Source organism: Klebsiella sp. GB_Kp056 (assembly GCF_040064755.1).
GTDB lineage: Bacteria > Pseudomonadota > Gammaproteobacteria > Enterobacterales > Enterobacteriaceae > Klebsiella > Klebsiella quasipneumoniae.
Genome location: NZ_JBEAJA010000061.1, coordinates 46,058 through 71,315, shown reverse-complemented (window position 1 = coordinate 71,315; position 25,258 = coordinate 46,058). Strand labels below are relative to the sequence as shown.

Here is a 25,258-nt window from a genome sequence, read left to right as displayed (position 1 = left end):
TGACGCTGCGACGTTTGTCCTCAATCAGGTCTCCGAACATGCTGCTCAACGCTGCCGATAAAGCGCTGTGGCGCCTTGCACTCCCCATGATTTTCTCCAATATCACCGTCCCGCTGCTGGGGCTGGTGGATACCGCGGTGATCGGCCACCTTGACAGCCCGGTATACCTCGGCGGCGTCGCGGTCGGAGCGACGGCCACCAGTTTCCTGTTTATGCTGCTGCTGTTTCTTCGCATGAGCACCACCGGGCTGACCGCTCAGGCATGGGGGGCCAAAGATCCGCTACGACTGGCGCGGGCGCTGGTGCAGCCGCTGGCTCTGGCGCTGGGCGCCGGGGCGTTGATTATCCTGTTTCGCCTGCCGCTGATTAACCTCGCCCTGCATATCGTCGGCGGCAGCGAGGCGGTTCTCGAGCAGGCGAGACGGTTTCTCGATATCCGCTGGCTTAGCGCTCCCGCGTCGCTGGCCAACCTTGTGCTGCTCGGCTGGCTGCTGGGGGTCCAGTACGCCCGGGCGCCGGTGATTTTGCTGGTGGTCGGTAATCTGTTGAATATTGTGCTAGACCTGTGGCTGGTGATGGGCCTGCGGATGAACGTCCAGGGGGCGGCGCTGGCCACGGTCACCGCGGAGTACGCCACTCTCATTATCGGCCTGATGATGGCGAAGCGGGTGCTGACGCTGCGCGGCGTGTCGCTGGCGATGCTGAAAAACGCCTGGCGCGGCGACATGCGCCGTCTGCTGGCGTTGAATCGCGACATCATGCTGCGCTCCCTGCTGCTGCAGCTGTGCTTTGGCGCGCTGACCGTCTACGGCGCTCGTCTGGGCAGCGATATCGTGGCGGTCAACGCCGTACTGATGACCATGCTGACCTTTACCGCCTACGCGCTGGATGGCTTTGCCTATGCCGTGGAGGCCCACTCCGGCCAGGCCTACGGCGCGCGCGATGGCAGCCAGCTGCTGGAGGTGTGGCGGGCGGCCTGCCGGCAGTCCGGTATGGTGGCGCTGGCGTTTGCCCTGGTTTACAGCCTGGCGGGGGAGTACATCATCGCGCTGTTAACCTCATTGCCTTCCCTGCAGCAGCTGGCCGATCGCTATCTGATCTGGCAGACCATCCTGCCGGTGGTCGGGGTCTGGTGCTATCTGCTGGACGGCATGTTTATCGGCGCGACGCGCGGCGCGGAGATGCGGAACAGTATGGCGGTCGCCGCGGCCGGCTTCGCCGTGACGCTGCTTACGGTCCCGGTGCTCGGCAATCACGGCCTGTGGCTGGCGCTGGCGGTGTTTCTCGCGCTGCGAGGCCTGTCGCTGGCGCTGATCTGGCGCCGCCACTGGCGACGCGGCACCTGGTTTAGTTAGCCCTTTCTCTAGCTCGCCATTATCGGTGAACGTCCTCCGGTCGCGCCAGGCTTGCCGGAGCGACTCAGTAGCCCGGCGAGCGTAGCGCGTGCCGGGAAAACCACCTTCAGCGTTTCCAATGAGGGCTATGGTTAAAAATTCCGAATAACGAATCGGCGCCAGCATTCTCATCTATAGTTAATACCATGTCCGGCACAAAACGGGCTGTAAACCCACCGAATGATGAGGACGTTATCATGAATAAAGACGAAATCGGCGGTAACTGGAAACAGTTGAAAGGTAAAGCCAAGGAACAGTGGGGCAAACTTACCGATGACGATATGACCGTTATCGAAGGGAAGCGCGACCAGCTGGTCGGCAAAATTCAGGAGCGTTACGGCTATGAGAAAGATCAGGCTGAGAAAGAAGTCTCAGACTGGGAGCATAAGAACGACTATCGCTGGTAGCGTTCCGTGATCCGAAGAATGAAGCATTTGTGTTAGTGCCTGTCTAAATGGCGCAGGGACGCGCCGTTAACCCTTTTTCCCGCTGCGGCTGCCGCTCAGCGGGCTTTCTTTTTGAGCTGAATCGTATGATCGTGCTGGCATTGTCCCGGCGTGCTGCAGGCTTCCACTTCCACGCAGCTCGCGCAAAGGCCATGAGCTTCAATCACGTTGTGGCGCAGGGCGAAGCCCATTCTGGCCGCCAGCGTATGCATGATATCTTCCACCCCTTCAGCCGCCTCTTCCTTCACCACGCCGCAGCGGTCGCAGATAAACATGGCCGAGCTGTGGGTTGGCTGGTCAAAGAGATGACACAGCACATAGCTGTTGGTCGATTCCACCTTGTGGACAAAACCCTGCTCGAGTAAAAACTCCAGCGCGCGGTAGACCGTCGGCGGCTTTGCCTGCGGCTCTTTCTCACGCAGCAGATCCAGCAGGTCGTAGGCGCTGATTGCCCCTTGCTGCAGGCTCATCAGGCGCAACACTTCCAGACGCTGTGGGGTCAGGCGTACGCCGCGTTGCGCACACAGCTTTTCAGCATGCGCTAACATCTCTTGCGAAGGGGACTTATCCATGAGCATCCTCAGGTTGCGTGAAATTGAATCTGTTACTTTATCACGTTCCGCGGAAAACGCCGAGACCCGACGGGTGATGCGGGTCATACTTCAGATTGTCGGCGCCAGTCCACTCCCTGGCGCTGGCCGCTGACGCTCGTGGAGGCTGCGCTTTAGCCGGTCGCTAAAACCGTCATGCCCGATTTAATCGCAACACGCCTGACCCAGGGTATGCTATATCTGAAGTGTCTCATTTTCGGGAGAAAACGATGAAACGACCTGATTGCATTCGCCACTGGCGCGAACTGGAAGGGCCCGACGATGCCACTTATCCCGACAGCCCGGAGCGTTTTTCCATTGGCGCGCCGCTGGGGCGCGGTTTACGCCTCAACCGGCTGGGGATCCACCACGAGAGACTGCCGCCCGGGCGGCGCACCTCTTACCCGCACGCGGAGAGCGATGAGGAAGAGTTCATCTATGTGCTGGAGGGCTATCCGGAAGTGTGGATAAATGGCTATCTCTGGAAGCTGGAGCCGGGCGATAGCGTGGGGTTCCCCGCCGGCACCGGTGTTTGCCACACCTTTCTCAATAACACCGAGCAGGAGGTTCGTCTGTTGGTGGTGGGTGAGGCCAACAAAAAGTACAACCGAATTTACTACCCGCTCAATCCCGGCTATGCCGCGACGCGCCAGGATCGCTGGGTTGATCATCCGCCGCAGTTCTTTGGCCCACATGACGGCAAACCGCGGATAAAGTAATCGACACCGGGAAGGGGCGAAGCGCGGCGCACTACGCGCCTGTGGTTTATCTTTATGCTATAGTAGCGCCCCTTTTTACCCGGATGCTTATTTATTCGCCATGATGCCTGAATCAACGTCACCTGTTTTTCCTGCTCACCGCTTCTCCATCGCGCCGATGCTCGACTGGACTGACCGGCATTGCCGCTACTTCCTGCGGCTGCTGTCGCGGCATACGCTGCTGTATACCGAAATGGTGACCACCGGGGCGATTATTCACGGCAAAGGGGACTATCTGGCCTATAGCGAAGAAGAACACCCGGTTGCTCTGCAGCTCGGCGGCAGCGATCCGCAGGCCCTGGCGCAGTGCGCGAAGCTGGCCGAGGCGCGCGGCTATGATGAGATCAATCTCAACGTCGGCTGCCCCTCCGATCGGGTGCAGAACGGGATGTTTGGCGCCTGTCTGATGGGGAACGCCCAGCTGGTGGCCGACTGTATCAAAGCGATGCGCGATGTGGTATCGATCCCGGTCACGGTGAAGACCCGTATCGGCATCGACGACCAGGATAGCTATGAATTCCTTTGCGATTTCATTGAGACGGTCTCCGGCAAGGGCGAATGTGAGATGTTTATTATTCACGCCCGCAAAGCCTGGCTCTCCGGTCTGAGCCCGAAAGAGAACCGCGAGATCCCGCCGCTGGATTACCCCCGCGTCTGGCAGCTGAAGCGCGACTTCCCCCATCTGACGATGGCGATTAACGGCGGCATCAAATCGCTGGATGAAGTCAGAGCACAGCTTGAGCATATGGATGGGGTGATGGTCGGGCGTGAGGCCTATCAGAATCCGGGCATTCTGGCTTCGGTCGACCGGGAGATTTTCGGCGTCGCCGGTGCGGATGCCGATCCCGTGGCCGTCGTGCGGGCCATGTACCCGTATATTGAGCGCGAGCTCAGCAAGGGTACTTATCTGGGCCATATCACCCGTCATATGCTGGGACTGTTTCAGGGTATCCCGGGCGCCCGCCAGTGGCGTCGCTACCTGAGCGAGAATGCGCATAAAGCCGGCGCCGACATTGCGGTGCTGGAGCAGGCCCTGAAGCTGGTGGCCGATAAGCGTTAGTTTCTCACCAAAACCTGGTGAAATTGACCACGCCCCGCACACCATTGCGGGGCGTTTTCTTTTAAATTCAATTATTTATTGTTGGCATGTTTTTTGTAATACCTGCAGAGCGACATATTAATGACTGTGGGGAGAGAGCCATGCTGGAACTGTTATTTGTCATCGGATTTTTTGTCATGCTGCTGGTCACCGGCGTATCGCTGTTGGGGATTATCGCCGCTATCGTGGTGGCTACGGCGCTGATGTTCGTCGGCGGTTTGTTTGCTTTAATGATTAAATTGCTGCCGTGGCTGCTGTTGGCGGTGGTGGTGGTGTGGGTTATTCGGGCACTGAAAACCCCGGACGGAAACGCTTTTCGCGACAATAACCGTTGGCGTTACTAAGGTATTGAGGGGTATGTCACAACCTGAACAATTTTGCACAGAACCGCGTAGGCATTACTGCGCAAATCTGTCACTATTAGCGCGTTAACGAATTCATCGCGCTGTACCCTACATACAGCCGAACTAAAAAAAAGTAAGGGCTTCCCAGGTGGAAGCCCTAAACTTTTGTCCCTTTGTCCGCTTACGGCAGCAGCAGACTCGACCCCTGTGTCACCCGGCTCTCCAGAACTTCATGCGCTCGTCGCGCTTCGGTGAGCGGATAGGTCTGACTCTCGGGCACGTCCACTTTAATCACGCCGCTGGCGATCAGCGAAAACAGCTCACTGCAGGCTTCCGCCAGCTCTTCCCGGTTGGTGATATAGCCCTGTAGCGATGGGCGGGTGACATACAGAGAACCTTTCTGGTTCAGGATCCCCAGATTAACGCCGGTTACCGGGCCGGAAGAGTTGCCAAAGCTGACCATCAGGCCGCGGCGTTGCAGACAGTCCAGAGAGGCTTCCCAGGTATCTTTCCCTACCGAGTCATAGACCACGGCGACTTTCTTACCGTCGGTGAGCGCTTTGAGCCGCTCCGCGATAGGTTCTTCGCGATAGTTAATCACCTGCCAGGCGCCCGCCGCTTTGGCGCGCTGCGCCTTCTGCGCGCTGCCGACGGTGCCGATAAGTTTCGCCCCCAGCGCTTTCGCCCACTGACAGGCTATCAGCCCCACGCCGCCGGCGGCTGCGTGAAACAGGAACATCTCATCAGGCTTAATTTCATAGGTTTTGCGCAGCAGATACCAGACCGTTAATCCCTTGAGGAACGACGCGGCGGCCTGTTCGAAAGAGATGGCGTCCGGGAGGACCGCCGCTTTGTCGGCCAGCACATTGTGCACCGTGCTGTAGGCGCCGAGCGCCGACTGGGCGTACACCACCCGATCGCCTACCTTAATGTGCGATACCCCGTGGCCAACTTTACTGACGACGCCGGCCGCTTCGGTGCCGAGGCCGCTCGGCAGCGAGGGCGGCGGATAGAGGCCGCCACGAACATAGGTGTCGATATAATTGATACCGATGGCTTTGTTTTCGACCTGAATTTCATGCTCAGCGGGATCGCGGGGCGTGAATTCAACCGCCTGAAGCACCTCCGGGCCCCCGTGTTTTGAAAATTCGATGCGTGTTGCCATGTTCGCTCCTGTGTTGTTCTGAGATTATCCAGTAAGCTTAACAGCCTGCGGCGGCGGCGACGGATTTTCTTACCCGCCTCAGGCCAGTCACGCTGAATGGGTTCTTTAGCGGCAATGGCTTTCTCGCTATACTGTCACGCTCTTTTCCGTATCGGTGAAACGTTAGGCTATGGCAGGAAATAAACCCTTCAACAAACCACAGACAGAAACCCGCGAACGCGATCCGCAGCTCGCCGGGCTGAAAGTCCCGCCGCACTCGATTGAAGCGGAGCAGTCGGTGTTGGGCGGTTTAATGCTGGATAACGAGCGCTGGGACGACGTCGCCGAACGCGTCGTTGCCGACGACTTTTATACCCGTCCGCATCGTCATATCTTTACCGAGATGGCGCGCCTGCAGGAGTCGGGCAGCCCGATTGACCTCATCACCCTTGCGGAGTCGCTGGAGCGTCAGGGACAGCTGGACAGCGTGGGCGGCTTCGCCTATCTGGCTGAACTGTCCAAAAATACCCCCAGCGCGGCAAACATCAGCGCCTATGCCGACATCGTGCGCGAACGCGCAGTCGTGCGCGAGATGATCTCGGTGGCCAATGAAATCGCCGAGGCCGGCTTCGACCCGCAGGGGCGAACCAGCGAAGATCTGCTCGACCTCGCCGAGTCCCGCGTCTTTAAAATCGCTGAAAGCCGGGCCAATAAAGACGAAGGGCCGAAAAACATCGCCGATGTCCTCGACGCCACCGTCGCCCGTATCGAACAGCTGTTCCAGCAGCCCCACGACGGCGTTACCGGGGTCAACACCGGCTACGACGACCTCAACAAAAAGACCGCCGGCCTGCAGCCGTCGGATCTGATTATCGTCGCCGCCCGTCCGTCGATGGGTAAAACGACCTTCGCCATGAACCTCGTGGAAAACGCAGCAATGCTGCAGGACAAGCCGGTACTCATCTTCAGTCTCGAGATGCCCTCGGAACAGATCATGATGCGTTCTCTGGCCTCGCTGTCGCGCGTCGATCAGACCCGCATTCGTACCGGTCAGCTGGACGATGAGGACTGGGCGCGGATCTCCGGCACCATGGGCATTCTGCTGGAAAAACGTAACATCTATATCGATGACTCCTCCGGCCTGACGCCGACGGAAGTGCGTTCCCGCGCGCGGCGTATCGCTCGCGAGCACGGCGGCATCGGGCTGATTATGATCGACTACCTGCAGCTGATGCGCGTGCCGTCGCTCTCCGACAACCGTACCCTCGAGATCGCCGAAATCTCCCGCTCGCTGAAGGCGCTGGCCAAAGAGCTGCAGGTGCCGGTGGTGGCGCTGTCGCAGCTGAACCGCTCGCTGGAACAACGTGCTGATAAACGTCCGGTCAACTCCGACCTGCGTGAGTCCGGCTCTATCGAACAGGATGCCGACTTAATCATGTTCATTTACCGTGATGAGGTCTATCACGAGAACAGCGATCTGAAGGGCATCGCGGAAATTATCATTGGTAAACAACGTAACGGCCCGATCGGCACCGTGCGACTGACCTTCAACGGCCAGTGGTCGCGTTTCGATAATTATGCTGGCCCTCAGTATGATGATGAGTAATCCTTTCTCCTTCTTTAATTAAGGAATTCAAATGCAAGCGGCAACTGTAGTTATCAACCGCCGCGCTCTGCGACACAACCTGCAACGTCTGCGTGAACTGGCGCCTGCCAGCAAACTGGTTGCGGTGGTGAAAGCGAACGCCTACGGACACGGTCTTCTTGAGACCGCGCGAACGCTGACCGACGCCGACGCTTTTGGCGTCGCCCGCCTGGAAGAGGCGCTGCGCCTGCGAGCGGGGGGGATCGCCCAGCCGATCCTCCTGCTGGAAGGCTTTTTTGCGGCGGAAGACCTGGCGGTGATCGCCGCTCAGCGTCTGCATACGGCGGTGCATAGCCCCGAACAGCTGGCGGCGCTGGAGCAAGCCGATCTCCCCGAGCCGGTAACCGTGTGGATGAAACTGGATACCGGTATGCATCGCTTAGGGGTGCGCCCGGAGGAAGCTGAGGCGTTTTATCAGCGTCTGAGCCAGTGCAAAAACGTCCGCCAGCCGGTCAACGTGGTGAGCCACTTCGCCCGCGCCGATGAGCCGACCTGCGGCGCCACCGAACGGCAGCTGGATATCTTCACCACCTTTACCGAAGGCAAGCCGGGATGGCGCTCTATTGCCGCCTCGGGCGGCATCCTGCTGTGGCCGCAGTCGCATTATGACTGGGTGCGTCCGGGCATTATCCTGTATGGCGTGTCGCCGCTGGACGATCGCTCCACCGGGAAAGATTTTGACTGTCAGCCGGTGATGACCCTGACGTCCAGCCTGATTGCCGTGCGCGAGCATAAAGCAGGGGAGCCCGTCGGCTACGGCGGCACCTGGATCAGCGAACGCGACACTCGGCTCGGCGTGGTCGCGATGGGCTATGGCGACGGTTATCCGCGCGCCGCGCCGTCGGGCACCCCAGTGCTGGTCAATGGCCGCGAAGTGCCGATTGTCGGCCGGGTGGCGATGGATATGATCTGTGTTGACCTCGGCCCGCAGGCCGAGGATAAAGCCGGCGACGCGGCGGTGCTGTGGGGAGAGGGACTCCCGGTAGAGCGCATCGCCGAGATAACGAAAGTGAGCGCTTACGAACTTATTACGCGACTGACCTCCCGCGTCGCCATGAAATACCTCGACTGAGCCTCGTTTGTACCGGATAGCTCAGACGCTGGTCCGGTACGCAATCGGTATAGCCGCGGACAAAAAAGCGGTTTATACCGCTGCGCAGTCACTTTCCCCTCAACATCCTCTCGACCTGCCGTCATATCCGGTTTATTGTGTAAGAACCTGCCCTATGTAAACCTGGAGATACATCGCGTGTTTCAAAAAGTTGACGCCTACGCCGGCGACCCAATTCTTTCTCTGATGGAACGCTTCAAAGAAGACCCGCGAAGCGACAAAGTCAACCTGAGTATCGGGCTGTATTACAACGATGACGGCATTATCCCGCAGCTGCAGGCGGTGGCGGAAGCGGAAGCGCGCCTGAACGCCGAGCCGCACGGCGCCTCGCTGTATCTGCCGATGGAAGGGCTGAGCGGCTACCGCCAGGTGATTGCCCCGCTGCTGTTTGGCGCAGAGCATACCGCGCTTAAGCAAAACCGCATCGCCTCCATTCAGACGGTCGGCGGTTCGGGCGCGCTGAAGGTCGGGGCCGACTTCCTCAAACGCTACTTTCCTGAGTCTCATGTCTGGGTCAGTGACCCGACCTGGGAAAACCACATCGCCATATTTGAAGGGGCTGGCTTCGAAGTAAGTACTTACCCCTGGTTTGATAAAGCCACCAACGGCGTGCGCTTTGAAGCGCTGCTGGCGACGCTGCAAACGCTGCCGGCGCGCGACATTGTGCTGCTGCACCCCTGCTGCCACAACCCGACCGGCGCCGACCTGACGCCGGAACAGTGGGATCGTGTGGTGGAGATCCTGAAAGCGCGTCAGCTGATCCCGTTCCTCGACATTGCCTACCAGGGCTTTGGCGCAGGGCTGGAAGAGGATGCCTACGCCATTCGCGCCATCGCCAGCGCCGGGATGCCGATGCTGGTCAGCAACTCTTTCTCCAAAATTTTCTCCCTGTACGGGGAGCGCGTCGGCGGCCTGTCGGTGGTCTGTGAAGACAGTGAAACCGCAGGCCGCGTGCTGGGCCAACTGAAGGCCACCGTGCGCCGCAACTACTCCAGCCCGCCGAGCTTTGGCGCGCAGGTGGTGGCGACAGTGCTGAACGATGCCGGGCTGAAAGCCACCTGGCAGGCGGAAGTGGACGCCATGCGCGCGCATATCCTGACCATGCGTCAGGCGCTGGTCGACGCGCTGCAGCAGGTTGCTCCGGGCAGCAAAGTGGATTATCTGCTCAAGCAGCGCGGGATGTTCAGCTACACCGGCTTTAGCGCGGCGCAGGTGGATCGCCTGCGCGACGAGTTTGGCGTCTACCTGATTGCCAGCGGACGTATGTGCGTGGCGGGGTTAAACTCACGTAATGTTCAGCAGGTAGCGAAAGCCTTTGCCGCGGTAATGTAAGCCGCTCTCCAGCAGGTTGTCTCTGCCGGTCAACGGGCAGGGGCAACCCCCTCTGATTGTGATCATCCTCTTTTTCTATGACATCTGCGCGAAAAAGGCTTTTCATCCCTGCCGCCTGCGGGTAAGGTCGGGACGTTACTAAGCATGCACATTATTGAAAACAATAATGATTGATAGATTTAGGGATAAATATGCGCAAACTTACTCTCGCCCTTGCGGCGGCCTCTCTCCTGTTCACGCTGAACAGCGCCGTCGTGGCGCGCGCCTCCACGCCGCAGCCGCTGTGGGTCGGTACCAACGTGGCCCAGCTGGCCGAGCAGGCGCCGATCCACTGGGTTTCGGTGGCGCAAATTGAGAACAGCCTGCTGGGGCGCCCGCCGATGGCCGTCGGTTTTGATATCGATGACACCGTCCTCTTCTCCAGTCCCGGTTTCTGGCGCGGGCAAAAAACCTTCTCCCCCGGCAGTGAGGATTACCTGAAAAACCCGCAGTTCTGGGAAAAAATGAACAACGGCTGGGACGAATTCAGCATGCCAAAAGAGGTGGCGCGCCAGCTGATTGCCATGCATGTGAAGCGTGGCGACAGCATCTGGTTCGTCACCGGCCGCAGCCAGACCAAAACAGAAACCGTTTCTAAAACCCTGCAGGATGATTTCCTCATCCCGGCCGCCAATATGAACCCGGTAATTTTCGCTGGCGATAAGCCGGGTCAGAACACCAAGACCCAGTGGCTGCAGGCGAAGCAGATAAAGGTTTTCTATGGCGACTCGGATAACGACATTACCGCTGCCCGCGAGGCGGGCGCCCGCGGGATCCGCGTGCTGCGCGCCGCCAACTCCTCCTACAAGCCGCTGCCGATGGCCGGCGCGCTGGGCGAAGAAGTGATCGTCAATTCCGAATACTGATGGGCGCCTGAACGGGATAAACGGCAGCGGTGACGCTGCCGTTTTTTTATGCAAAATCCGGGGTGGAAGGTTTTACCTTTTCACGTATTGCTGCACACTTAGAGGGATTCATTCGCAAAAAGGAGTCGATGATGTGGTATCAGCAAACCCTGACGCTTGGGCCCAAATCCCGTGGTTTTCATCTGGTCACCGACGAAATCCTCGGCCAGATCCGCGGGCTGTCCGGGGTGAAGGTCGGCCTGCTACACCTCCTGCTCCAGCATACTTCCGCTTCCCTGACGCTCAACGAAAACTGCGATCCCACCGTCCGGTATGACATGGAGCAGTATTTTCTCAACGCCGTGCCGGACAATGCGCCGTACGAACATGATTATGAAGGCCCTGACGATATGCCGTCGCACATCAAATCATCGATGCTTGGCGTGTCGCTGATGCTGCCGGTCGAGGACGGACGCGTCAGGCTGGGGACCTGGCAGGGCATCTGGCTGGGGGAGCATCGGATACACGGCGGTTCGCGGCACATCGTTGCGACGCTCATGGGGGAATAAAAGATGACAATTTCGGAGTTATTGCAGTACTGCATGGCGAAGCCGGGAGCAGAGCAGAGCGTCCACAGCGACTGGAAAGCCACGCAAATTAAGGTCTCGGACGTGCTGTTTGCCATGGTGAAGGAGGTCGAAGACCAGCGGCCGGCGGTTGCGTTGAAGGCGAGTCCGGAGCTGGCGGAGCTCCTGCGGCAGCAGCATCGCGACGTCCGGCCCAGCAAGCATCTCAATAAAGCACACTGGAGCACCGTCTTTCTGGATGGCTCGCTGCCGGATTCGCAAATCTACTACCTGGTCGATGCGTCTTACCAGCAGGCGGTGAAAATGCTGCCGGAGCCGGTCCGGCAGCAGCTTTCCCGCTAATTATTTCAGCATCGGCTTCAGGAAGCGCGCGGTGTGCGAGGCTTCGCACTCAGCGACGGTTTCCGGCGTACCGGAAACCAGAATTTCGCCGCCGCCGCTGCCGCCTTCCGGGCCGAGATCGACAATCCAGTCGGCAGTTTTTATCACGTCGAGGTTGTGCTCAATCACCACGATGGTATTGCCCTGATCGCGCAGCTGGTGCAACACTTCCAGCAGCTGCTGGATATCGGCGAAGTGCAGACCGGTGGTTGGCTCATCGAGGATATACAGCGTCTGGCCGGTACCGCGCTTGGACAGCTCGCGCGCCAGCTTCACGCGCTGCGCCTCGCCGCCGGACAGCGTCGTCGCCGACTGGCCGAGACGGATATAGGTCAGGCCGACATCCATCAGGGTTTGCAGCTTACGCGCCAGCGCCGGTACGGCATCAAAGAACTCGCGCGCTTCTTCAATGGTCATATCCAGCACTTCGTGGATGGTTTTGCCCTTGTACTTAATCTCCAGCGTTTCGCGGTTATAGCGCTTACCTTTGCACTGGTCGCACGGTACGTAGATATCCGGCAGGAAGTGCATTTCGACCTTGATCACTCCGTCGCCCTGGCAGGCTTCGCAGCGACCGCCACGGACGTTAAAACTGAAACGACCCGGCGTATAGCCGCGGGAACGTGATTCCGGCACCCCGGCGAAGAGCTCGCGCACCGGCGTAAACACCCCGGTATAGGTCGCGGGGTTGGAGCGCGGCGTACGGCCGATCGGGCTCTGGTCGATATCGATGACTTTATCGAAGTGCTCCAGCCCCTGAATATCGCGATACGGCGCCGGTTCGGCGATGGTCGCCCCGTTAAGCTGACGCTGGGCAATCGGGAACAGGGTATCGTTGATCAGCGTTGATTTACCCGAGCCGGAGACGCCGGTGATGCAGGTAAACAGGCCCACCGGCAGAGTCAGCGTCACGTCTTTCAGGTTGTTGCCGCGCGCGCCGGTCAGTTTGAGGACTTTCTCCGGATCGGCGGGCACGCGCTGCTTCGGCACTTCAATTTTGCGCTTGCCGCTCATGAACTGGCCGGTCAGGGATTCCGGGACGGCCATAATGGCCTCCAGCGGCCCTTCCGCCACCACCTGGCCGCCGTGGACCCCAGCCCCAGGGCCGATATCGATCACATGGTCGGCGGCGCGAATGGCGTCTTCGTCATGCTCAACGACGATCACCGTGTTGCCTAAATTACGCAGGTGGATCAGGGTCCCGAGCAGGCGCTCGTTATCGCGCTGGTGCAGGCCGATGGAGGGCTCATCCAGGACGTACATCACGCCAACCAGTCCGGCGCCAATCTGGCTCGCCAGACGGATACGCTGGGCCTCGCCGCCGGAGAGCGTTTCCGCCGAACGGGAGAGCGTCAGGTAGTTGAGGCCGACGTTGACGAGGAACTTCAGGCGATCGCCAATCTCTTTCAGCACTTTTTCGGCGATTTTCGCCCGCTGGCCGGAGAGTTTCAGATTGTTGAAGAAGTCCATCGCGTGGCCGATGCTCATATCGGAAATGGTCGGCAGCGGGGTGTTTTCCACAAACACGTGGCGCGCCTCGCGGCGCAGACGCGTACCGTCGCAGCTGGCGCACGGGCGATTGCTGATGAACTTCGCCAGCTCTTCGCGCACCGCGCTGGATTCCGTCTCTTTGTAGCGGCGCTCCATGTTATGCAGCACGCCTTCGAACGGATGGCGGCGTACCGAGGTGTCGCCGCGGTCGTTCATGTATTTGAATTCAATATTCTCTTTACCGGAACCGTACAGGACCACTTTCTGCACGCTGGCGCTGAGAGTGCCCCACGGCGCTTCGACGTCGAACTTGTAGTGCTCCGCCAGCGACTTCAGCATCTGGAAGTAGTAGAAGTTACGCCGATCCCAGCCGCGGATGGCGCCGCCCGCCAGCGACAGCTCCGGATTTTGCACCACGCGATCGGGGTCGAAATATTGCTGCACGCCGAGGCCGTCGCAGGTCGGGCAGGCGCCCGCCGGGTTGTTGAAGGAGAACAGGCGCGGCTCCAGCTCGCGCATGCTGTAGCCGCAGATCGGGCAGGCGAAGTTGGCGGAAAACAGCAGTTCTTCCGCTTTCGCATCATCCATATTGGCCACGATGGCGGTACCGCCGGAGAGCTCCAGCGCGGTTTCGAACGACTCGGCCAGACGTTGCGCCAGATCGTCGCGGACCTTGAAGCGGTCGATCACCACCTCGATGGTGTGTTTCTTCTGCAGCTCCAGCTTCGGCGGATCCGAGAGATCGCAGACTTCGCCGTCGATCCGTGCGCGGATATAGCCCTGGCTGGCGAGGTTTTCCAGGGTTTTGGTGTGCTCGCCCTTACGCTCTTTAATAATGGGCGCCAGCAGCATCAGACGCAGGCCTTCCGGCTGGGCGAGGACGTTATCGACCATCTGGCTGACGGTCTGCGCCGCCAGCGGCACATCGTGGTCCGGACAGCGCGGCTCGCCGACGCGGGCGTACAGCAGACGCAGGTAGTCGTGAATTTCGGTAATAGTACCCACCGTCGAGCGGGGGTTGTGAGAGGTTGATTTCTGTTCGATGGAAATCGCCGGCGACAGCCCTTCGATATGGTCGACGTCCGGCTTCTCCATCAGCGACAGGAACTGTCGCGCATAGGCGGAGAGCGATTCGACGTAGCGACGCTGGCCTTCGGCATACAGGGTGTCGAAAGCCAGTGAAGATTTGCCAGACCCGGAAAGCCCGGTGACGACAATGAGTTTGTCGCGCGGGATAACGAGGTTGATGTTTTTGAGATTATGGGTGCGGGCGCCCCGAACTTCGATCTTATCCATTCACCTTTCCCGGTAGGTAGATACACGGATTGCCTGGTTTGCTTGAAGGACAAACGGCAGAAACGGCTAATTATGACACAATTTAACCTGTCTGGATATACAGTATTGGAATGGCGCTGCGGGAAGCGTGTGAAAATTTGCATAGCGGCGGCATGTTTTCTGGAATTGGCTTAGCAGCTATCAAATTGTCCCTTTGTGGTGTTAGAATTCCCGGTTTACACTTATACAAAACGTATTATTCAGGAGATTCGATCATGGCCAGCAGAGGCGTAAACAAGGTGATTCTCGTCGGTAATCTGGGGCAGGACCCGGAAGTACGCTACATGCCAAGTGGCGGCGCAGTCGCCAACTTCACGCTGGCAACTTCCGAATCCTGGCGTGACAAGCAGACCGGCGAAATGAAAGAGCAGACTGAATGGCACCGCGTTGTGCTGTTCGGCAAACTGGCGGAAGTCGCTGGTGAGTACCTGCGTAAAGGCTCTCAGGTGTACATTGAAGGCCAGCTGCGTACCCGCAAGTGGACCGATCAATCCGGTCAGGACAAATACACCACTGAAGTGGTGGTGAACGTTGGCGGCACCATGCAGATGCTGGGCGGCCGTCAGGGCGGCGGCGCACCGGCAGGCGGCGGCCAGCAGCAGGGCGGTTGGGGTCAGCCTCAGCAGCCGCAGAGCGGCAACCAGTTCAGCGGCGGCGCGCAGTCCCGTCCGCAGCAGCAGGCTCCGGCAGCGCCTTCCAACGAACCGCCGATGGACTTCGACGACGATATTCCGTTCTAAGGCTTGCCTTAGACGTAACATTCGCGTAGTTAAAACAGAAAGCTCCGGTTTCGCCGGGGCTTTTTTTATGATTATTCCACCACCGCCTCAGGAGTCGTTTTGACCACTGATCGCGGATCGCGAGCGCTTCAGGCCGCGGGCACCTGAGCGGTTGCGGGCGTCGCCACGCCTGGCTGCGGTGCGGCGGGCTGTGTCGCTGGCCTTTGCCGCGGCGCGGCCGTCGCTTTCTGTTTGCGGGCCATGTCATCGACGATCAGCCGATAGGCGATGTAATACTTATAGATATTGCTGACGTAGGTCACCGTTTCCGCGCCGATTTTTTCTGCCGCCAGATTTTCGACATTACCGAACCAGACGTTTGGATCAAACCCGCGCTGTTTGGTCATGGTGCGCAGGCGGGCGATACGCGCTGGACCGGCGTTGTAGGAAGCAAAGGTAAATAGCGCTTTATCCAGCCGGGTCATGGGCTCATCAGCATAGTATCGATCTATCATCCAGCGCATATATTTCACGCCAGCATGAATGTTGGGATCCAGCTGTTTAATATCGCCCACCTTCAGCTCTCTTCCGGTGCTGGGCATCACCTGCATCACCCCGACGGCGCCGACGTGGCTTCGAACCGACTGGTTCAGCCGCGACTCCTGGTATCCCTGGGCCGCCATCAGCAGCCAGTCGACATCGTAGCGATCGCCATATTTACGGAAGACGTCCACCATGGCGAGGAACTTGCGCCGTTCCTGACTCGCTGCGGCATTTTTGACATATTTAGCGTTTTTCAGGTAACGCAGCAGGAGAGTATTGCCCAGCGTGGTGCCCTGACGATTCTTTTTCACAAAGTTGTTCAGCAGCGCCAGCAGCTGCGGACTGTCCTGGCGTACCGCCCACGCAATGTTGCCGCCGTCACGCAGCACCACGTTGTCATGGACCTGGATTTTCGGAAACACCTGTTTCCAGAAAACAGCTTTATGCTGATCGACGACGATCAACGGCACCAGCCCGGCGTTGAGCATTTCCAGCAGATCTTCATCCTCCAGCGCTTCCGGCGCCGCTTCCAGGGTAACCGGCGGTCTTGACTCACTGGCAAATCGGGCGTTCAGCGCTTGCAGACTGTCGTAATAGCTGGAGGAGCGGCGAACAAAGACCGTTTGACCGGAGAGCTGCTCCAGGCTGTCGACCTTTGGCGACGCCGGGCCGGAGATCAGCAACTCTTTGACGCCGCTGTAGAGCGGCTGAGCGAAAGCGGCCTGGGCTTCCCGCGACGGAGTGATGGTCAGGTTGGCGGCGACGATATCCCCTTTACCTTCGTTGAGCGCGGTGAAGAGATTATCCCGGCTGACCGGCACGAAAACGATATGCAGCTTCAGGTGGCGCTGTTTCAGCTTTTTATCCCTGGCCAGCTGTTTATTCAGATCGTTTTCCAGCGCCATGAAAATGTCGTGCGTCGCTCCGCGTTGGGTTCCCTTATCAATAAAAAAGAAGGTCTTGCTGTAGGTGGTTAATACCCGGATGGTGCGCCGATCAAGCATGCCAGGCAGATCGCCTTTCCACGGCTGCAGCATGTCGTCGATATGGATCGACAGCGTGTTGTCTTCGGTTGCCACCGGCGGCGCTTTTTCCGCCTCCGCCGCAAGCAGGATAGGGGCGAATAACAGCGTCGCGAGGCAGGTGAGCCAGGCGATAAACAGGCGTGATAGCAAGTTGGCGTTCATGGAGGAACACTCCGCAGGGGAATAGGCTTATTTTAGCAGAACGGCTGCCGTTAGCCGGATTCAATAACAGGAAAATAACGCTGATAAACCTGAACATGCCGCCGAGTATCGTTCGGCAGATTATTATTATTTGGCTATGCAGGAAGGGAAAAGAGAATAGCGAAGAAGGAAGATCTGATGATATTTCAGGGCCAGTCATAAGGCTTCCGTTTGCGTTAATTATCGGCAGATATTATTGCGGTTGAATAAACCCCAGGCAGGCCCGTTGGGCCTGCCTGCTGTGTGGATCAGGGCTGCACCACTTTCCAGATGGTATATTTCTCTTCGCCCGGTTTTACCGCCTGAGCAAAGTGCTGGTTTAAATGGCTGGCGGTGAACATTACCGCGCCGTCCGGGCCGATAGTCGGCGTATCGGGCCAGTATACGCGCTCGTCAGCGGCCAGCAGGGTGAACTGTCCGCTCTGCGGGCGATACCGGACAATACCGTTATGGGTCACATCGGTGATATAGAGCGCGCCATGCTTATCGACCACGATGCCATCGCTATTCCCGCCGACCTCACCCGCTGTACGGATGGCGGCGGCGAGTTGTCGTTCGCTCATGGCGGGATCGCGCAGCGCGGCGGTGGCGATGGTCCGCGCCGTGGTGCCGGTGGTGACCGTCCAGTAGAGGGTTTCCTGGTCCGGTGACAGCGCGATACCGTTGATGCCCAGAATAATGGGATTGCCCGGCCAGACGGTTTCCCCATGGGACGTCACCTGCAGGCCGGCAACCGGCATCAGCGCCGGGTGCTTATTCAGTACCCGGCGAACCGTCCCACGCTGAGCATCCACAACGATCAGTCCGGCCTGGTTATCCGGCGCGCTGCGCAGGCCGCTGTCGGCGATATAGGCGACCCGGCGCGCTTCATCGACCACAATATCGTTAAGAAAGCTCCCTTCACGATCGGCAACGCTGTCGAGCGGAATACGCTGCACCAGTTTGCCGTCGCTGAGCGCATAAATCATGATCTTTTGCGCCTCCGGCGGCGCCGTCTTTTCGCCGGCGACAAAGCCCTGATCTAATGCCCACAGCCAGCCGTTGCGGTGGTCGACATAAAAGCCCAGCACATTGCGCAGGTGCGTGCGGGGATCGGCGCTGATGCTGTTCGCCTCGGTGGATGGAAAGGCGGTAAGGCGTGCGGGGCCGCTCAGCGACGCGGTATCGAGCAGGCTGAGCGTAGCGGGCGCCTGGGGCGAGATCAGGCGTGGGGTACTGACAAACGCCCGGCCAGCGGCGTCAAAATGCAAGCCCGCGATGGGGGCATTGACGGAGCGCGCATCGACGCGCTGCTCCCAGGTTACCCCGGCATAACTGCGCCAGAGCGCTAAATGGGCGGGGGCGTCGGCTCCTGCCGCCAGCGCGTTCTGTCCCAGGGACAGTAGGCCGAGAATAACAAGTGAAAAACGATGCATTATGGTCTCCAGGAAGCAGAAAAACGAGAGAGGGTTGGTTAGCTCTGGTAAAGGATTTTATTAATTCCCCTGGCGAAGATAAGATGCCGGGAATGACAATCATTTGTTCTCTGGAGAACCAAATGGCCCGGCGGTTTGATTATCTTTCGGATGTGGAAGTGTTTCTGGCTGTGGCCGAGCGCGGGTCATTTACCGCCGGCGCGGTGGCGCTATCGTCAACGCCGTCGGTGCTCAGCCGGGCCGTCACCCGTCTTGAGACGCGCCTGGGATGTCAGCTTCTGCGCCGTTCCACCCGGCGGATCAGCCTGACTGAGGCCGGAAATGCTTACCTGATTCAGGTCCGCCAGGCATTTGAGGTGCTGGATAATGCCGAACGGGAGGCGCAGGGGCAAAAAGGGTCTCTGTCCGGACGCGTAAAGCTGAGCGTACCCACCACCTGGGGACACTACCGTCTGCCGCCGCGCCTGGCGCTGTTCCGTCAATTACATCCCGACGTACAGATTGAGCTGAATATGACCAACCGTAATGTCGATATTATCGCCGAAGGTTTCGACCTGGTGGTGCGCCAGGGACATTTACCCGACAGTGGTCTGGTGGCAAAAAAACTGGAGGATGCCGGGCTATGTCTGGTGGCCTCGCCGGCTTATTTACGCTCTACGACGCAACCGCTCAATAAAATAGCCGATTTGCGCCATCATTCATGCCTGACATTTATTTTGCCGGCGACGGGAAAAGTTGCGGAATGGGTATTTCGTGAAAATGACCGGGATATTAACTGGCTACCGCCTTCCTCCCTGCATGTTTCTGATGATGTGCTCGGGGTAGTCTCGTTGGCCCTCGCAGGGGCGGGGATCTGCCAGAGCTATGCGTTTATTGTGCAGGAGGCGGTGGCGCGTGGGGAGCTGGTCCCAGTGCTTCCGGCATTCGCCGGACGCTCACGGCCTTTCTCGGTCGTTTACCCGCCGCATAAAAGCCAGTCAGCCGCCGCACGGGCGTTGATTGCGCTGCTGACCCTGCCGGCGGAAGCTTTGGCGACGCTCAGCGCCACATCGTCTGATACGAATGGATGAAGGCTCATCCAAAGGGACTAATACATATTGTCAGTTATTTTTATTTAATCTTATTTTTTATTGTATTTTCTTCTTTTAGGTTGATTTGTTTCTGTTTTTATAGGGTCTAATCATTAATCTCTCGACGAAAAGTAAACGTTACTAATAATGGAGTATGTTGTTAGGAATTGTCTTAAGTCACATAATTGTCAGGGATGCTTGCAGTTTATATTAATGAATGCTATCACTATATACGGTAACAATTTGTAGCATTTATATAAGGAAGGAATATGAAATGGACTATTCTTAATACCCTGATCTGCCCGCAATCCGGCATCGCCTTTTCGGCGATATCCAGCCTGCGTTTCTTAAAATTTATTATGTGGTACGAGGCCGATGTGATCCTGCTGCCCGGCGAGACAATGAAGCTCTATTCCTCAAGAGTTTTAATTAATGACCAGTATCATTCATTAAAAATCTACAATATTGCGGTGTACGACGAGGCGCAGTGGGAAATATTACGCGAGCGGCCATCGTGCCCGTACCATGCCGGCGGCGAGCGGTCTGACTCCTGTTTTTACCAGTCCTTTTGCGCGATTAAGCGCTGCCCGAATAATATTTCCCGCAGCGAAACCTGGCGGTAGTCAGGCCACGCCGGGGGCGGTGTAGCGTCATTTCTCCAGCAGGGCGGCCAGTCGTGGCTGGACGCCTGCGCAGCCGGCCAGCACGCGGTTACCTCGCCGTAGCCCCTCATTGGCGAGAAACGCATTGCACGTTCCGCCCGCCTCCTCAATCGACAGCATGCCTGCCAGCGCGTCCCAGCTGTTCATATGCGCTTCATAATAGGCATGGAGCTGGCCGGCGGCGACATGCGCCAGCATCAGGGCGCCCGCGCCGAAGCGGCGATATTCCAGGCCGGCGTCGAGCAGGGGGGTGATGGCCCAGGTGGAAGGGAGAGTATTGAGCCAGCCGCTGCGCAACAGCTGGTTAGCGGCCAGTTCGGCGCCGGCGGCGTTATCAGAGCAGACATAATCCACCCCGGGGGATCGTTGCCGCCAGCATCTTTGTTTTTCTGGAGTCGCTGGATGAGTTTACCGGCACCTTTTTCGTCGGGGCGCCGGATGTCACTACGCTACCGCTGCTGCTCAATAACGCCAGCATGTCGGGTAACTATCAGGTCTCGTCGATTACCGCGCTGATTTTGCTGGCGCCATCGCTGCTCTTTATGGTGGTGATCCATAAATTTATGCGTCCGGAGATGATGGCGAAGCTGGGGAAATAAGGGCTGCAGAAAACGAAAAAGCTTCCCGGTGGGAAGCTTTTTTACCTCAGGTCATCATCATTGGCCATTCTGGCGGTGTCTGACTCATGACTTCAATCATCACATCTTTGATATTGCCCCAGATTTTGGCAATATCGAGCAGGGTGATGCCGAGCAAACCGGTGGCGAACCAGCAGGCGGCGGCAAGGCCGAGGCAGCTGCAGATCACCGCCAGACCGGCATAATCGCTTTTGCGAAGTTGGATATTCAGTGAACTGGCAAGAAACATCAGTACCGCGCTCACCAGGGGCCAGCGCAACAACACAACACTGGTAGTAATGGAAGCCATTAACCTGTCCTCAAAGAAAGTCGGGGAGCCATGGACGACCTGGCGCGACTGACGATGGCATAGCGCTCTGGTCTCAACTGGCGTACTAGAGAGTGATGAAACGCCATTTCTGTTTCATCAACTTGTGTGAACTATATCACACTTGGCGCTTTATTCACCAGTCAAAAAATGAGCTTTCGCTGCGCTTAATAACACTGCTATTTATGTGGATATTGGTAAGTAACCCCTGATGATCTTATTTTCATTCTCTTGCTAATGATTATTATTCTGCGGGTTTTATTACTTGTTCTTGTTTATTACACGGAGAAACCGAGTCAGAAGCGCGTCTATTCTTAATCTTGGCGGAATATCTTCCGAATACCTGATAAATAAGTATTATTCTTCCCTGTCAGTGGTAAAGCTGACGCCCGTGAGGGCTGGCGGAAATCGGCTGATGTCTATCACAGTCGCGATTGCTAACGTGTTTGGGCTACCTTAATTAAGGCATATCGCATGGATGTAAGCGTAAATGGGTGACAGTACGCCGCATAAGGCGCTAAGGCTCATCGGAACGGGTTTGGTTATTTTATTGCCAGTGGTACTGGCATTGTGGTTTGCCCAACTGCGGGCAAAAGCCGAAACCATTGATCAATTACACTCATTTTCGCAGCTGGCGCTGCAAAAAACGGAAATGGTCATCCGCGAAGCGGATCAGGCCCGGGCGAAAGCCAGCCAGTATCGCGGGGAGCTGTGCTCAGCGGACCATCAGCGTTATTTATTGCATATCGTTCGCGGCCTGCTGTATGTGGAAGATCTGATCTACGCTAACGGCCAGCGCTTTATCTGTTCAACGTCCGTTCATCAGCAAACCGGCTGGCGGATGCCGGCGGCCAATTACACCAAAAAGCCGGATGTCGCGATTTACTATTACCGGGACACGCCGTTTTATCCCGGCTTTGCTATGAATTATATGCAGAAGGGGCCCTATGTGGTGGTGGTCAATCCCTTCTCGTTCAGCTCAGTGATCGCCAGCGATCGCGATTTAGCCTATGGCGTGTTCGATACCAAAACCAACCTCTTTTTCTCGGTTAGTAACAATGTCGAGCCCGCGGAGCTCCATGCGTTAATTCGCGAAGGCGATACCTTTTTTAATCAGAATGGCCGGGTGTATACGATAGCCCGCTCTGCTATCCGGCCGATCGCCGTCATTATGTCCACCTCGCGGGCCAGCTATTATCACAACTTTTGTGACCAGGCCAGCCTGACGCTGCCGCTGGGGATCATCTGCAGTATTTTACTGGTGCTGGTGTGGTCGCGCACCCGCCGTCAGTATCACTCGCCGCGCAATATGCTGCAGCGGGCTCTGAGCTGCCGCCAGCTGCGCCTGCACTACCAGCCGATTATCGATATTAAAAATAACCGCTGCGTCGGGGCGGAAGCGCTGCTGCGCTGGCCAGGGTTTGACGGTCCGGTGATGAACCCGGCGGAGTTTATTCCACTGGCGGAAAATGAAGGCATGATTGCCCAGGTGACGGACTACGTGGTGGATGAGCTGTTTTACGAAATGGGAGAGTTTCTTGCCAGCCATCCGCAGCTGTACGTGGCGATCAATCTCTCTGCGTCGGACTTCCACTCGGCGCGGCTGATTTCACAGATCAGTGAGAAAGCGCGCAGCTATGCGGTCTGTATCGGGCAGATCAAAATCGAAGTAACCGAGCGGGGGTTTATCGACGTACCGAAGACCACGCCGGTGATTCAGGCGTTCCGCGAAGCGGGCTATGAAATTGCCATCGATGATTTCGGCACCGGCTATTCGAATCTGCATAATCTGCACGCCCTGAACGTCGATATCCTTAAAATCGATAAAACCTTCGTTGATACGCTGACCACCAACAACACCAGCCACCTGATTGCCGAACACATCATCGAGATGGCGCGGGGGTTGCGTCTAAAGACTATCGCGGAAGGCGTGGAGACGCCTGAGCAGGTAAGCTGGCTCTACAAGCGCGGCGTGCAGTATTGCCAGGGCTGGCTGTTTGCGAAAGCGATGCCGGCGCGGGAGTTTATGCAGTGGTTAGCCAATGCGCCCGCGCCCGTGAACGTGCCTCAGCCGTCGCGTCACGCGGAGATCTGATGGCGGTAGTCGCTGGGGGTGCGGTCGAACTCCCGGCGGAAGACCCGCGAGAAGGTTTGCTGCGAGACGTAGCCCAGATCCATGGCGATATCAAAGATCGGCCGCTGGGTGGTTCGCAACGCCTCCGCCGCCAGCAGCAGACGGCGCTGACGAATATAATCCCCCAGCGTCTGATGCATCACGGTGCGGAACATCCGCTGCAGGTACCACTTCGAGTATCCTGACTTTCTGGCGACTACATCAATGTTAAGTGGTTGATCGATATGTTCATCAATCCATTCAATCAGTGTTTGAATAATATCCTGATGGGACATAAAGCGGCCTCTCTCAATTCTCGATTCGTCGTTTTGTCTGCGGGCGAGTATAATTCCTCAAGTTAACTTGAGGTAAAGCGCTTTATGGAAAAGAAATCACCCCGCATCAAAATGCTGCTGACGCCCGGGGAAGTGGCAAAACGAACCGGCGTGGCGGTCTCGGCCCTCCATTTTTATGAGAGTAAAGGGCTGATCCACAGCCAGCGGAATGCCGGCAATCAGCGGCGCTACCGGCGCGATGTCCTGCGCGCGGTGGCGATTATCAAAATTGCGCAACGTATCGGCATCCCGCTGGCCACCATCGGCGACGCGTTTGGCGTGCTGCCGGAAGGGCACAATCTCAGCGCAAAAGAGTGGAAAATGCTGTCATCCCAGTGGCGCGAGGAGCTGGACCGGCGTATCCACACCCTGACGGCGCTGCGCGACCAGCTCGACGGCTGTATCGGCTGCGGCTGTTTATCGCGGCGCGACTGCCCGCTACGCAACCCGGGCGATAAACTGGGGGAAGAGGGGACCGGCGCCCGACTGCTGGAGGAGGAGTGATAAAACTAAAGCGCCACAACTGGGCGCTTTAGTTGTTTTCCGGTCTTGGTCTTTCGCATTATCTCGTTGGTTCACGAGAGGGTTTCCCCCGACGTCGACGTCCCTCAGTATTGCGCAATCTGTTGATGGAGGTTCCGGTTTGCGTCGACACTTTAACTATGGCATCTGCCGCCGTTTTTTCCTCACTATTTTGCCGAAATTTTCCCGGCAATCAGCGCCTGTTCCTATAGTTAATTTGAACAAACCACGGGAGAGGCCCATGCTGACGGTACATCATCTTAATCAGTCACGATCGCAACGCGTACTGTGGGCGCTGGAGGAGCTACAGCTGCCTTATCAGATAGTCCGCTATCAGCGGGAAAAGTCGATGCTGGCGCCAGCGGCATTGAAGAAAATCCACCCGCTGGGTAAATCGCCAGTGCTGGAAGATAACGGCTATGTGCTGGCGGAGTCCGGAGCGATCCTTGAGTATTTGCAGGAGAGCTGGGACAGCGATGGGCTGCTGAAGCCACAGGGCGCGGATGACAAACTGCAATACCGCTTCTGGCTGCACTATGCCGAAGGCTCGCTGATGCCGCTGCTGTTAATGAAGCTGGTGTTCGCCAGCCTCGGCAAACCCCCGGTGCCCTTTGGCGTCCGCTCGCTGGGCTCGCTGCTGGGCAAAGGTATACAGAAAGCGTGGCTCGATCCTCAGCTGGCCACCCATGCGCGGTTCATTGACGACCATCTTGCCACGCGGCCATGGTTTGCCGGCGATCGGCTGAGCATGGCCGATATCCAGATGAGCTTCCCGGTGATGGCGCTGCTGGCCCGCGGCGGCATGCATGATCTTCGCCATATTGAGGCCTGGCGACAGCGGGTGGAGCAGCGCCCGGCCTGGCAGCGGGCTATCGAGCGCGGCGGCCCCTTCACCTTACCCGGCGCCTGAAGTATCAGCGGATCCGATGACGCGGCTAAATGAAAGCAACTCACTAAAAAATTGTTAGCGGATTGCGCATGGACGATAACGTTTGCGCATCGGCTGGTTATTTTCTGTTCGTCATAAGCGAAATTTAGCGAAATACGATAAACATCGGTTGAAAAGGGTTATCTAAAGGCCGGATAATCGTTTGCCTTTCTGTTTTACTCCCTCTTTTTTCTGCTAGCCGGGGGGAGTTGATAAGGTTGACACACCGTAGTGTATGC

At 57.8% G+C, this 25,258-nt stretch carries 24 protein-coding genes and 3 pseudogenes; 18 read left to right on the top strand and 9 right to left on the bottom strand.

Annotated elements, in window-relative coordinates; translation table 11 throughout:
• Positions 1–38: 38 nt before the first annotated feature.
• Both dinF and ABLV52_RS21535 read left to right on the top strand, forming a co-directional pair.
• Positions 39–1,355, top strand: coding sequence for an MATE family efflux transporter DinF (dinF, locus tag ABLV52_RS21540; RefSeq protein WP_186977720.1), 1,317 nt, complete (start codon positions 39–41; stop codon positions 1,353–1,355).
• A gap of 236 nt (positions 1,356–1,591) precedes the next feature.
• Positions 1,592–1,801 (top strand): CsbD family protein, encoded by a 210-nt coding sequence (locus ABLV52_RS21535; protein ID WP_023291626.1) that lies wholly within the window; start codon positions 1,592–1,594, stop codon positions 1,799–1,801.
• A gap of 95 nt (positions 1,802–1,896) precedes the next feature.
• Here the strand turns inward: ABLV52_RS21535 and zur are convergent, their stop codons facing one another.
• The gene (gene zur / locus ABLV52_RS21530) at positions 1,897–2,412 is read right to left on the bottom strand and encodes a zinc uptake transcriptional repressor Zur (RefSeq protein WP_348890916.1); all 516 of its coding nucleotides are present in this window, start codon (positions 2,410–2,412) and stop codon (positions 1,897–1,899) included.
• Positions 2,413–2,660: 248 nt separating this feature from the next.
• Between zur and ABLV52_RS21525 the strand changes: the two genes are divergently transcribed.
• The 3 genes from ABLV52_RS21525 (at position 2,661) to pspG (ending at position 4,631) form a co-directional block, all read left to right on the top strand.
• Positions 2,661–3,149: a cupin domain-containing protein gene (locus ABLV52_RS21525; RefSeq protein ID WP_023291628.1), complete on the top strand. Its 489-nt coding sequence runs from the start codon at positions 2,661–2,663 to the stop codon at positions 3,147–3,149.
• A gap of 100 nt (positions 3,150–3,249) precedes the next feature.
• Positions 3,250–4,248 (top strand): tRNA dihydrouridine(20/20a) synthase DusA, encoded by a 999-nt coding sequence (dusA, locus tag ABLV52_RS21520; protein WP_072199093.1) that lies wholly within the window; start codon positions 3,250–3,252, stop codon positions 4,246–4,248.
• Positions 4,249–4,388: 140 nt separating this feature from the next.
• A complete protein-coding gene (gene pspG, locus ABLV52_RS21515; RefSeq protein WP_004206297.1) occupies positions 4,389–4,631 on the top strand; it encodes an envelope stress response protein PspG in 243 nt (80 codons plus the stop codon).
• A gap of 181 nt (positions 4,632–4,812) precedes the next feature.
• Here the strand turns inward: pspG and ABLV52_RS21510 are convergent, their stop codons facing one another.
• Complete coding sequence (locus tag ABLV52_RS21510) at positions 4,813–5,796, bottom strand: quinone oxidoreductase (RefSeq protein WP_023291630.1); 984 nt, start codon at positions 5,794–5,796, stop codon at positions 4,813–4,815.
• A gap of 169 nt (positions 5,797–5,965) precedes the next feature.
• Here ABLV52_RS21510 and dnaB point away from each other — a divergent pair, with 169 nt between their 5' ends.
• The 6 genes from dnaB (at position 5,966) to ABLV52_RS21480 (ending at position 11,676) form a co-directional block, all read left to right on the top strand.
• The gene (gene dnaB / locus ABLV52_RS21505) at positions 5,966–7,381 is read left to right on the top strand and encodes a replicative DNA helicase (RefSeq protein ID WP_002884942.1); all 1,416 of its coding nucleotides are present in this window, start codon (positions 5,966–5,968) and stop codon (positions 7,379–7,381) included.
• A gap of 31 nt (positions 7,382–7,412) precedes the next feature.
• Positions 7,413–8,492, top strand: a complete 1,080-nt coding sequence (gene alr / locus ABLV52_RS21500; RefSeq protein WP_348890915.1) for an alanine racemase — start codon at positions 7,413–7,415, stop codon at positions 8,490–8,492.
• Positions 8,493–8,669: 177 nt separating this feature from the next.
• Complete coding sequence (gene tyrB, locus ABLV52_RS21495) at positions 8,670–9,863, top strand: aromatic amino acid transaminase (RefSeq protein WP_032454560.1); 1,194 nt, start codon at positions 8,670–8,672, stop codon at positions 9,861–9,863.
• Between the two features lie 191 nt (positions 9,864–10,054).
• The gene (aphA, locus tag ABLV52_RS21490; protein ID WP_004151745.1) at positions 10,055–10,768 is read left to right on the top strand and encodes an acid phosphatase AphA; all 714 of its coding nucleotides are present in this window, start codon (positions 10,055–10,057) and stop codon (positions 10,766–10,768) included.
• Between the two features lie 131 nt (positions 10,769–10,899).
• The gene (locus ABLV52_RS21485) at positions 10,900–11,316 is read left to right on the top strand and encodes a secondary thiamine-phosphate synthase enzyme YjbQ (protein WP_004206303.1); all 417 of its coding nucleotides are present in this window, start codon (positions 10,900–10,902) and stop codon (positions 11,314–11,316) included.
• Positions 11,317–11,319: 3 nt separating this feature from the next.
• Positions 11,320–11,676, top strand: coding sequence for an MmcQ/YjbR family DNA-binding protein (locus tag ABLV52_RS21480; protein WP_023291634.1), 357 nt, complete (start codon positions 11,320–11,322; stop codon positions 11,674–11,676).
• On the opposite strand, the gene uvrA is transcribed toward ABLV52_RS21480, so the two are convergent.
• On the bottom strand, positions 11,677–14,502 hold the full coding sequence (gene uvrA, locus ABLV52_RS21475; protein ID WP_348890914.1) for an excinuclease ABC subunit UvrA: 2,826 nt from the start codon (positions 14,500–14,502) through the stop codon (positions 11,677–11,679).
• Between the two features lie 254 nt (positions 14,503–14,756).
• Between uvrA and ssb1 the strand changes: the two genes are divergently transcribed.
• On the top strand, positions 14,757–15,281 hold the full coding sequence (gene ssb1 / locus ABLV52_RS21470; protein WP_251327838.1) for a single-stranded DNA-binding protein SSB1: 525 nt from the start codon (positions 14,757–14,759) through the stop codon (positions 15,279–15,281).
• A 128-nt stretch (positions 15,282–15,409) separates the two neighbouring features.
• Here the strand turns inward: ssb1 and ABLV52_RS21465 are convergent, their stop codons facing one another.
• Entirely contained in the window at positions 15,410–16,990 is a 1,581-nt protein-coding gene (locus ABLV52_RS21465) for a lytic transglycosylase F (protein ID WP_032454565.1), read from the bottom strand.
• A gap of 287 nt (positions 16,991–17,277) precedes the next feature.
• Entirely contained in the window at positions 17,278–18,444 is a 1,167-nt protein-coding gene (locus ABLV52_RS21460) for an L-dopachrome tautomerase-related protein (RefSeq protein WP_348890913.1), read from the bottom strand.
• Positions 18,445–18,566: 122 nt separating this feature from the next.
• On the opposite strand from ABLV52_RS21460, the gene ABLV52_RS21455 reads away from it, so the two are divergent.
• Together ABLV52_RS21455 and iraM are read left to right on the top strand one after the other, a co-directional pair.
• Positions 18,567–19,514, top strand: coding sequence for a LysR family transcriptional regulator (locus tag ABLV52_RS21455; RefSeq protein WP_182962812.1), 948 nt, complete (start codon positions 18,567–18,569; stop codon positions 19,512–19,514).
• A 269-nt stretch (positions 19,515–19,783) separates the two neighbouring features.
• The gene (iraM, locus tag ABLV52_RS21450; protein ID WP_032454568.1) at positions 19,784–20,137 is read left to right on the top strand and encodes an anti-adapter protein IraM; all 354 of its coding nucleotides are present in this window, start codon (positions 19,784–19,786) and stop codon (positions 20,135–20,137) included.
• A 27-nt stretch (positions 20,138–20,164) separates the two neighbouring features.
• On the opposite strand, the pseudogene ABLV52_RS21445 reads toward iraM, so the two are convergent.
• Positions 20,165–20,422, bottom strand: a pseudogene (locus ABLV52_RS21445) (inositol monophosphatase family protein); the annotation flags it as partial.
• A 9-nt stretch (positions 20,423–20,431) separates the two neighbouring features.
• Positions 20,432–20,536 (bottom strand): annotated as a pseudogene (locus ABLV52_RS21440) (LacI family transcriptional regulator); the annotation flags it as partial.
• Between ABLV52_RS21440 and ABLV52_RS21435 the strand changes: the two are divergent.
• Positions 20,536–20,775 (top strand): annotated as a pseudogene (locus tag ABLV52_RS21435) (ABC transporter permease); the annotation flags it as partial. The pseudogenes ABLV52_RS21440 and ABLV52_RS21435 overlap by 1 nt on opposite strands.
• Positions 20,776–20,821: 46 nt before the next feature.
• Here the strand turns inward: ABLV52_RS21435 and ABLV52_RS21430 are convergent.
• Complete coding sequence (locus tag ABLV52_RS21430; protein ID WP_002885064.1) at positions 20,822–21,103, bottom strand: YjcB family protein; 282 nt, start codon at positions 21,101–21,103, stop codon at positions 20,822–20,824.
• Positions 21,104–21,611: 508 nt separating this feature from the next.
• Between ABLV52_RS21430 and ABLV52_RS21425 the strand changes: the two genes are divergently transcribed.
• On the top strand, positions 21,612–23,216 hold the full coding sequence (locus ABLV52_RS21425; protein ID WP_023291645.1) for an EAL domain-containing protein: 1,605 nt from the start codon (positions 21,612–21,614) through the stop codon (positions 23,214–23,216).
• Here ABLV52_RS21425 and soxS read toward each other — a convergent pair.
• On the bottom strand, positions 23,201–23,530 hold the full coding sequence (soxS, locus tag ABLV52_RS21420; RefSeq protein WP_023291646.1) for a superoxide response transcriptional regulator SoxS: 330 nt from the start codon (positions 23,528–23,530) through the stop codon (positions 23,201–23,203). The genes ABLV52_RS21425 and soxS overlap by 16 nt on opposite strands.
• 84 nt (positions 23,531–23,614) lie before the next feature.
• Between soxS and soxR the strand changes: the two genes are divergently transcribed.
• Both soxR and ABLV52_RS21410 read left to right on the top strand, forming a co-directional pair.
• Positions 23,615–24,073 (top strand): redox-sensitive transcriptional activator SoxR, encoded by a 459-nt coding sequence (soxR, locus tag ABLV52_RS21415; RefSeq protein ID WP_004206331.1) that lies wholly within the window; start codon positions 23,615–23,617, stop codon positions 24,071–24,073.
• Positions 24,074–24,332: 259 nt separating this feature from the next.
• Positions 24,333–25,001, top strand: a complete 669-nt coding sequence (locus ABLV52_RS21410) for a glutathione S-transferase (protein WP_023291647.1) — start codon at positions 24,333–24,335, stop codon at positions 24,999–25,001.
• Positions 25,002–25,258: the final 257 nt, after the last annotated feature.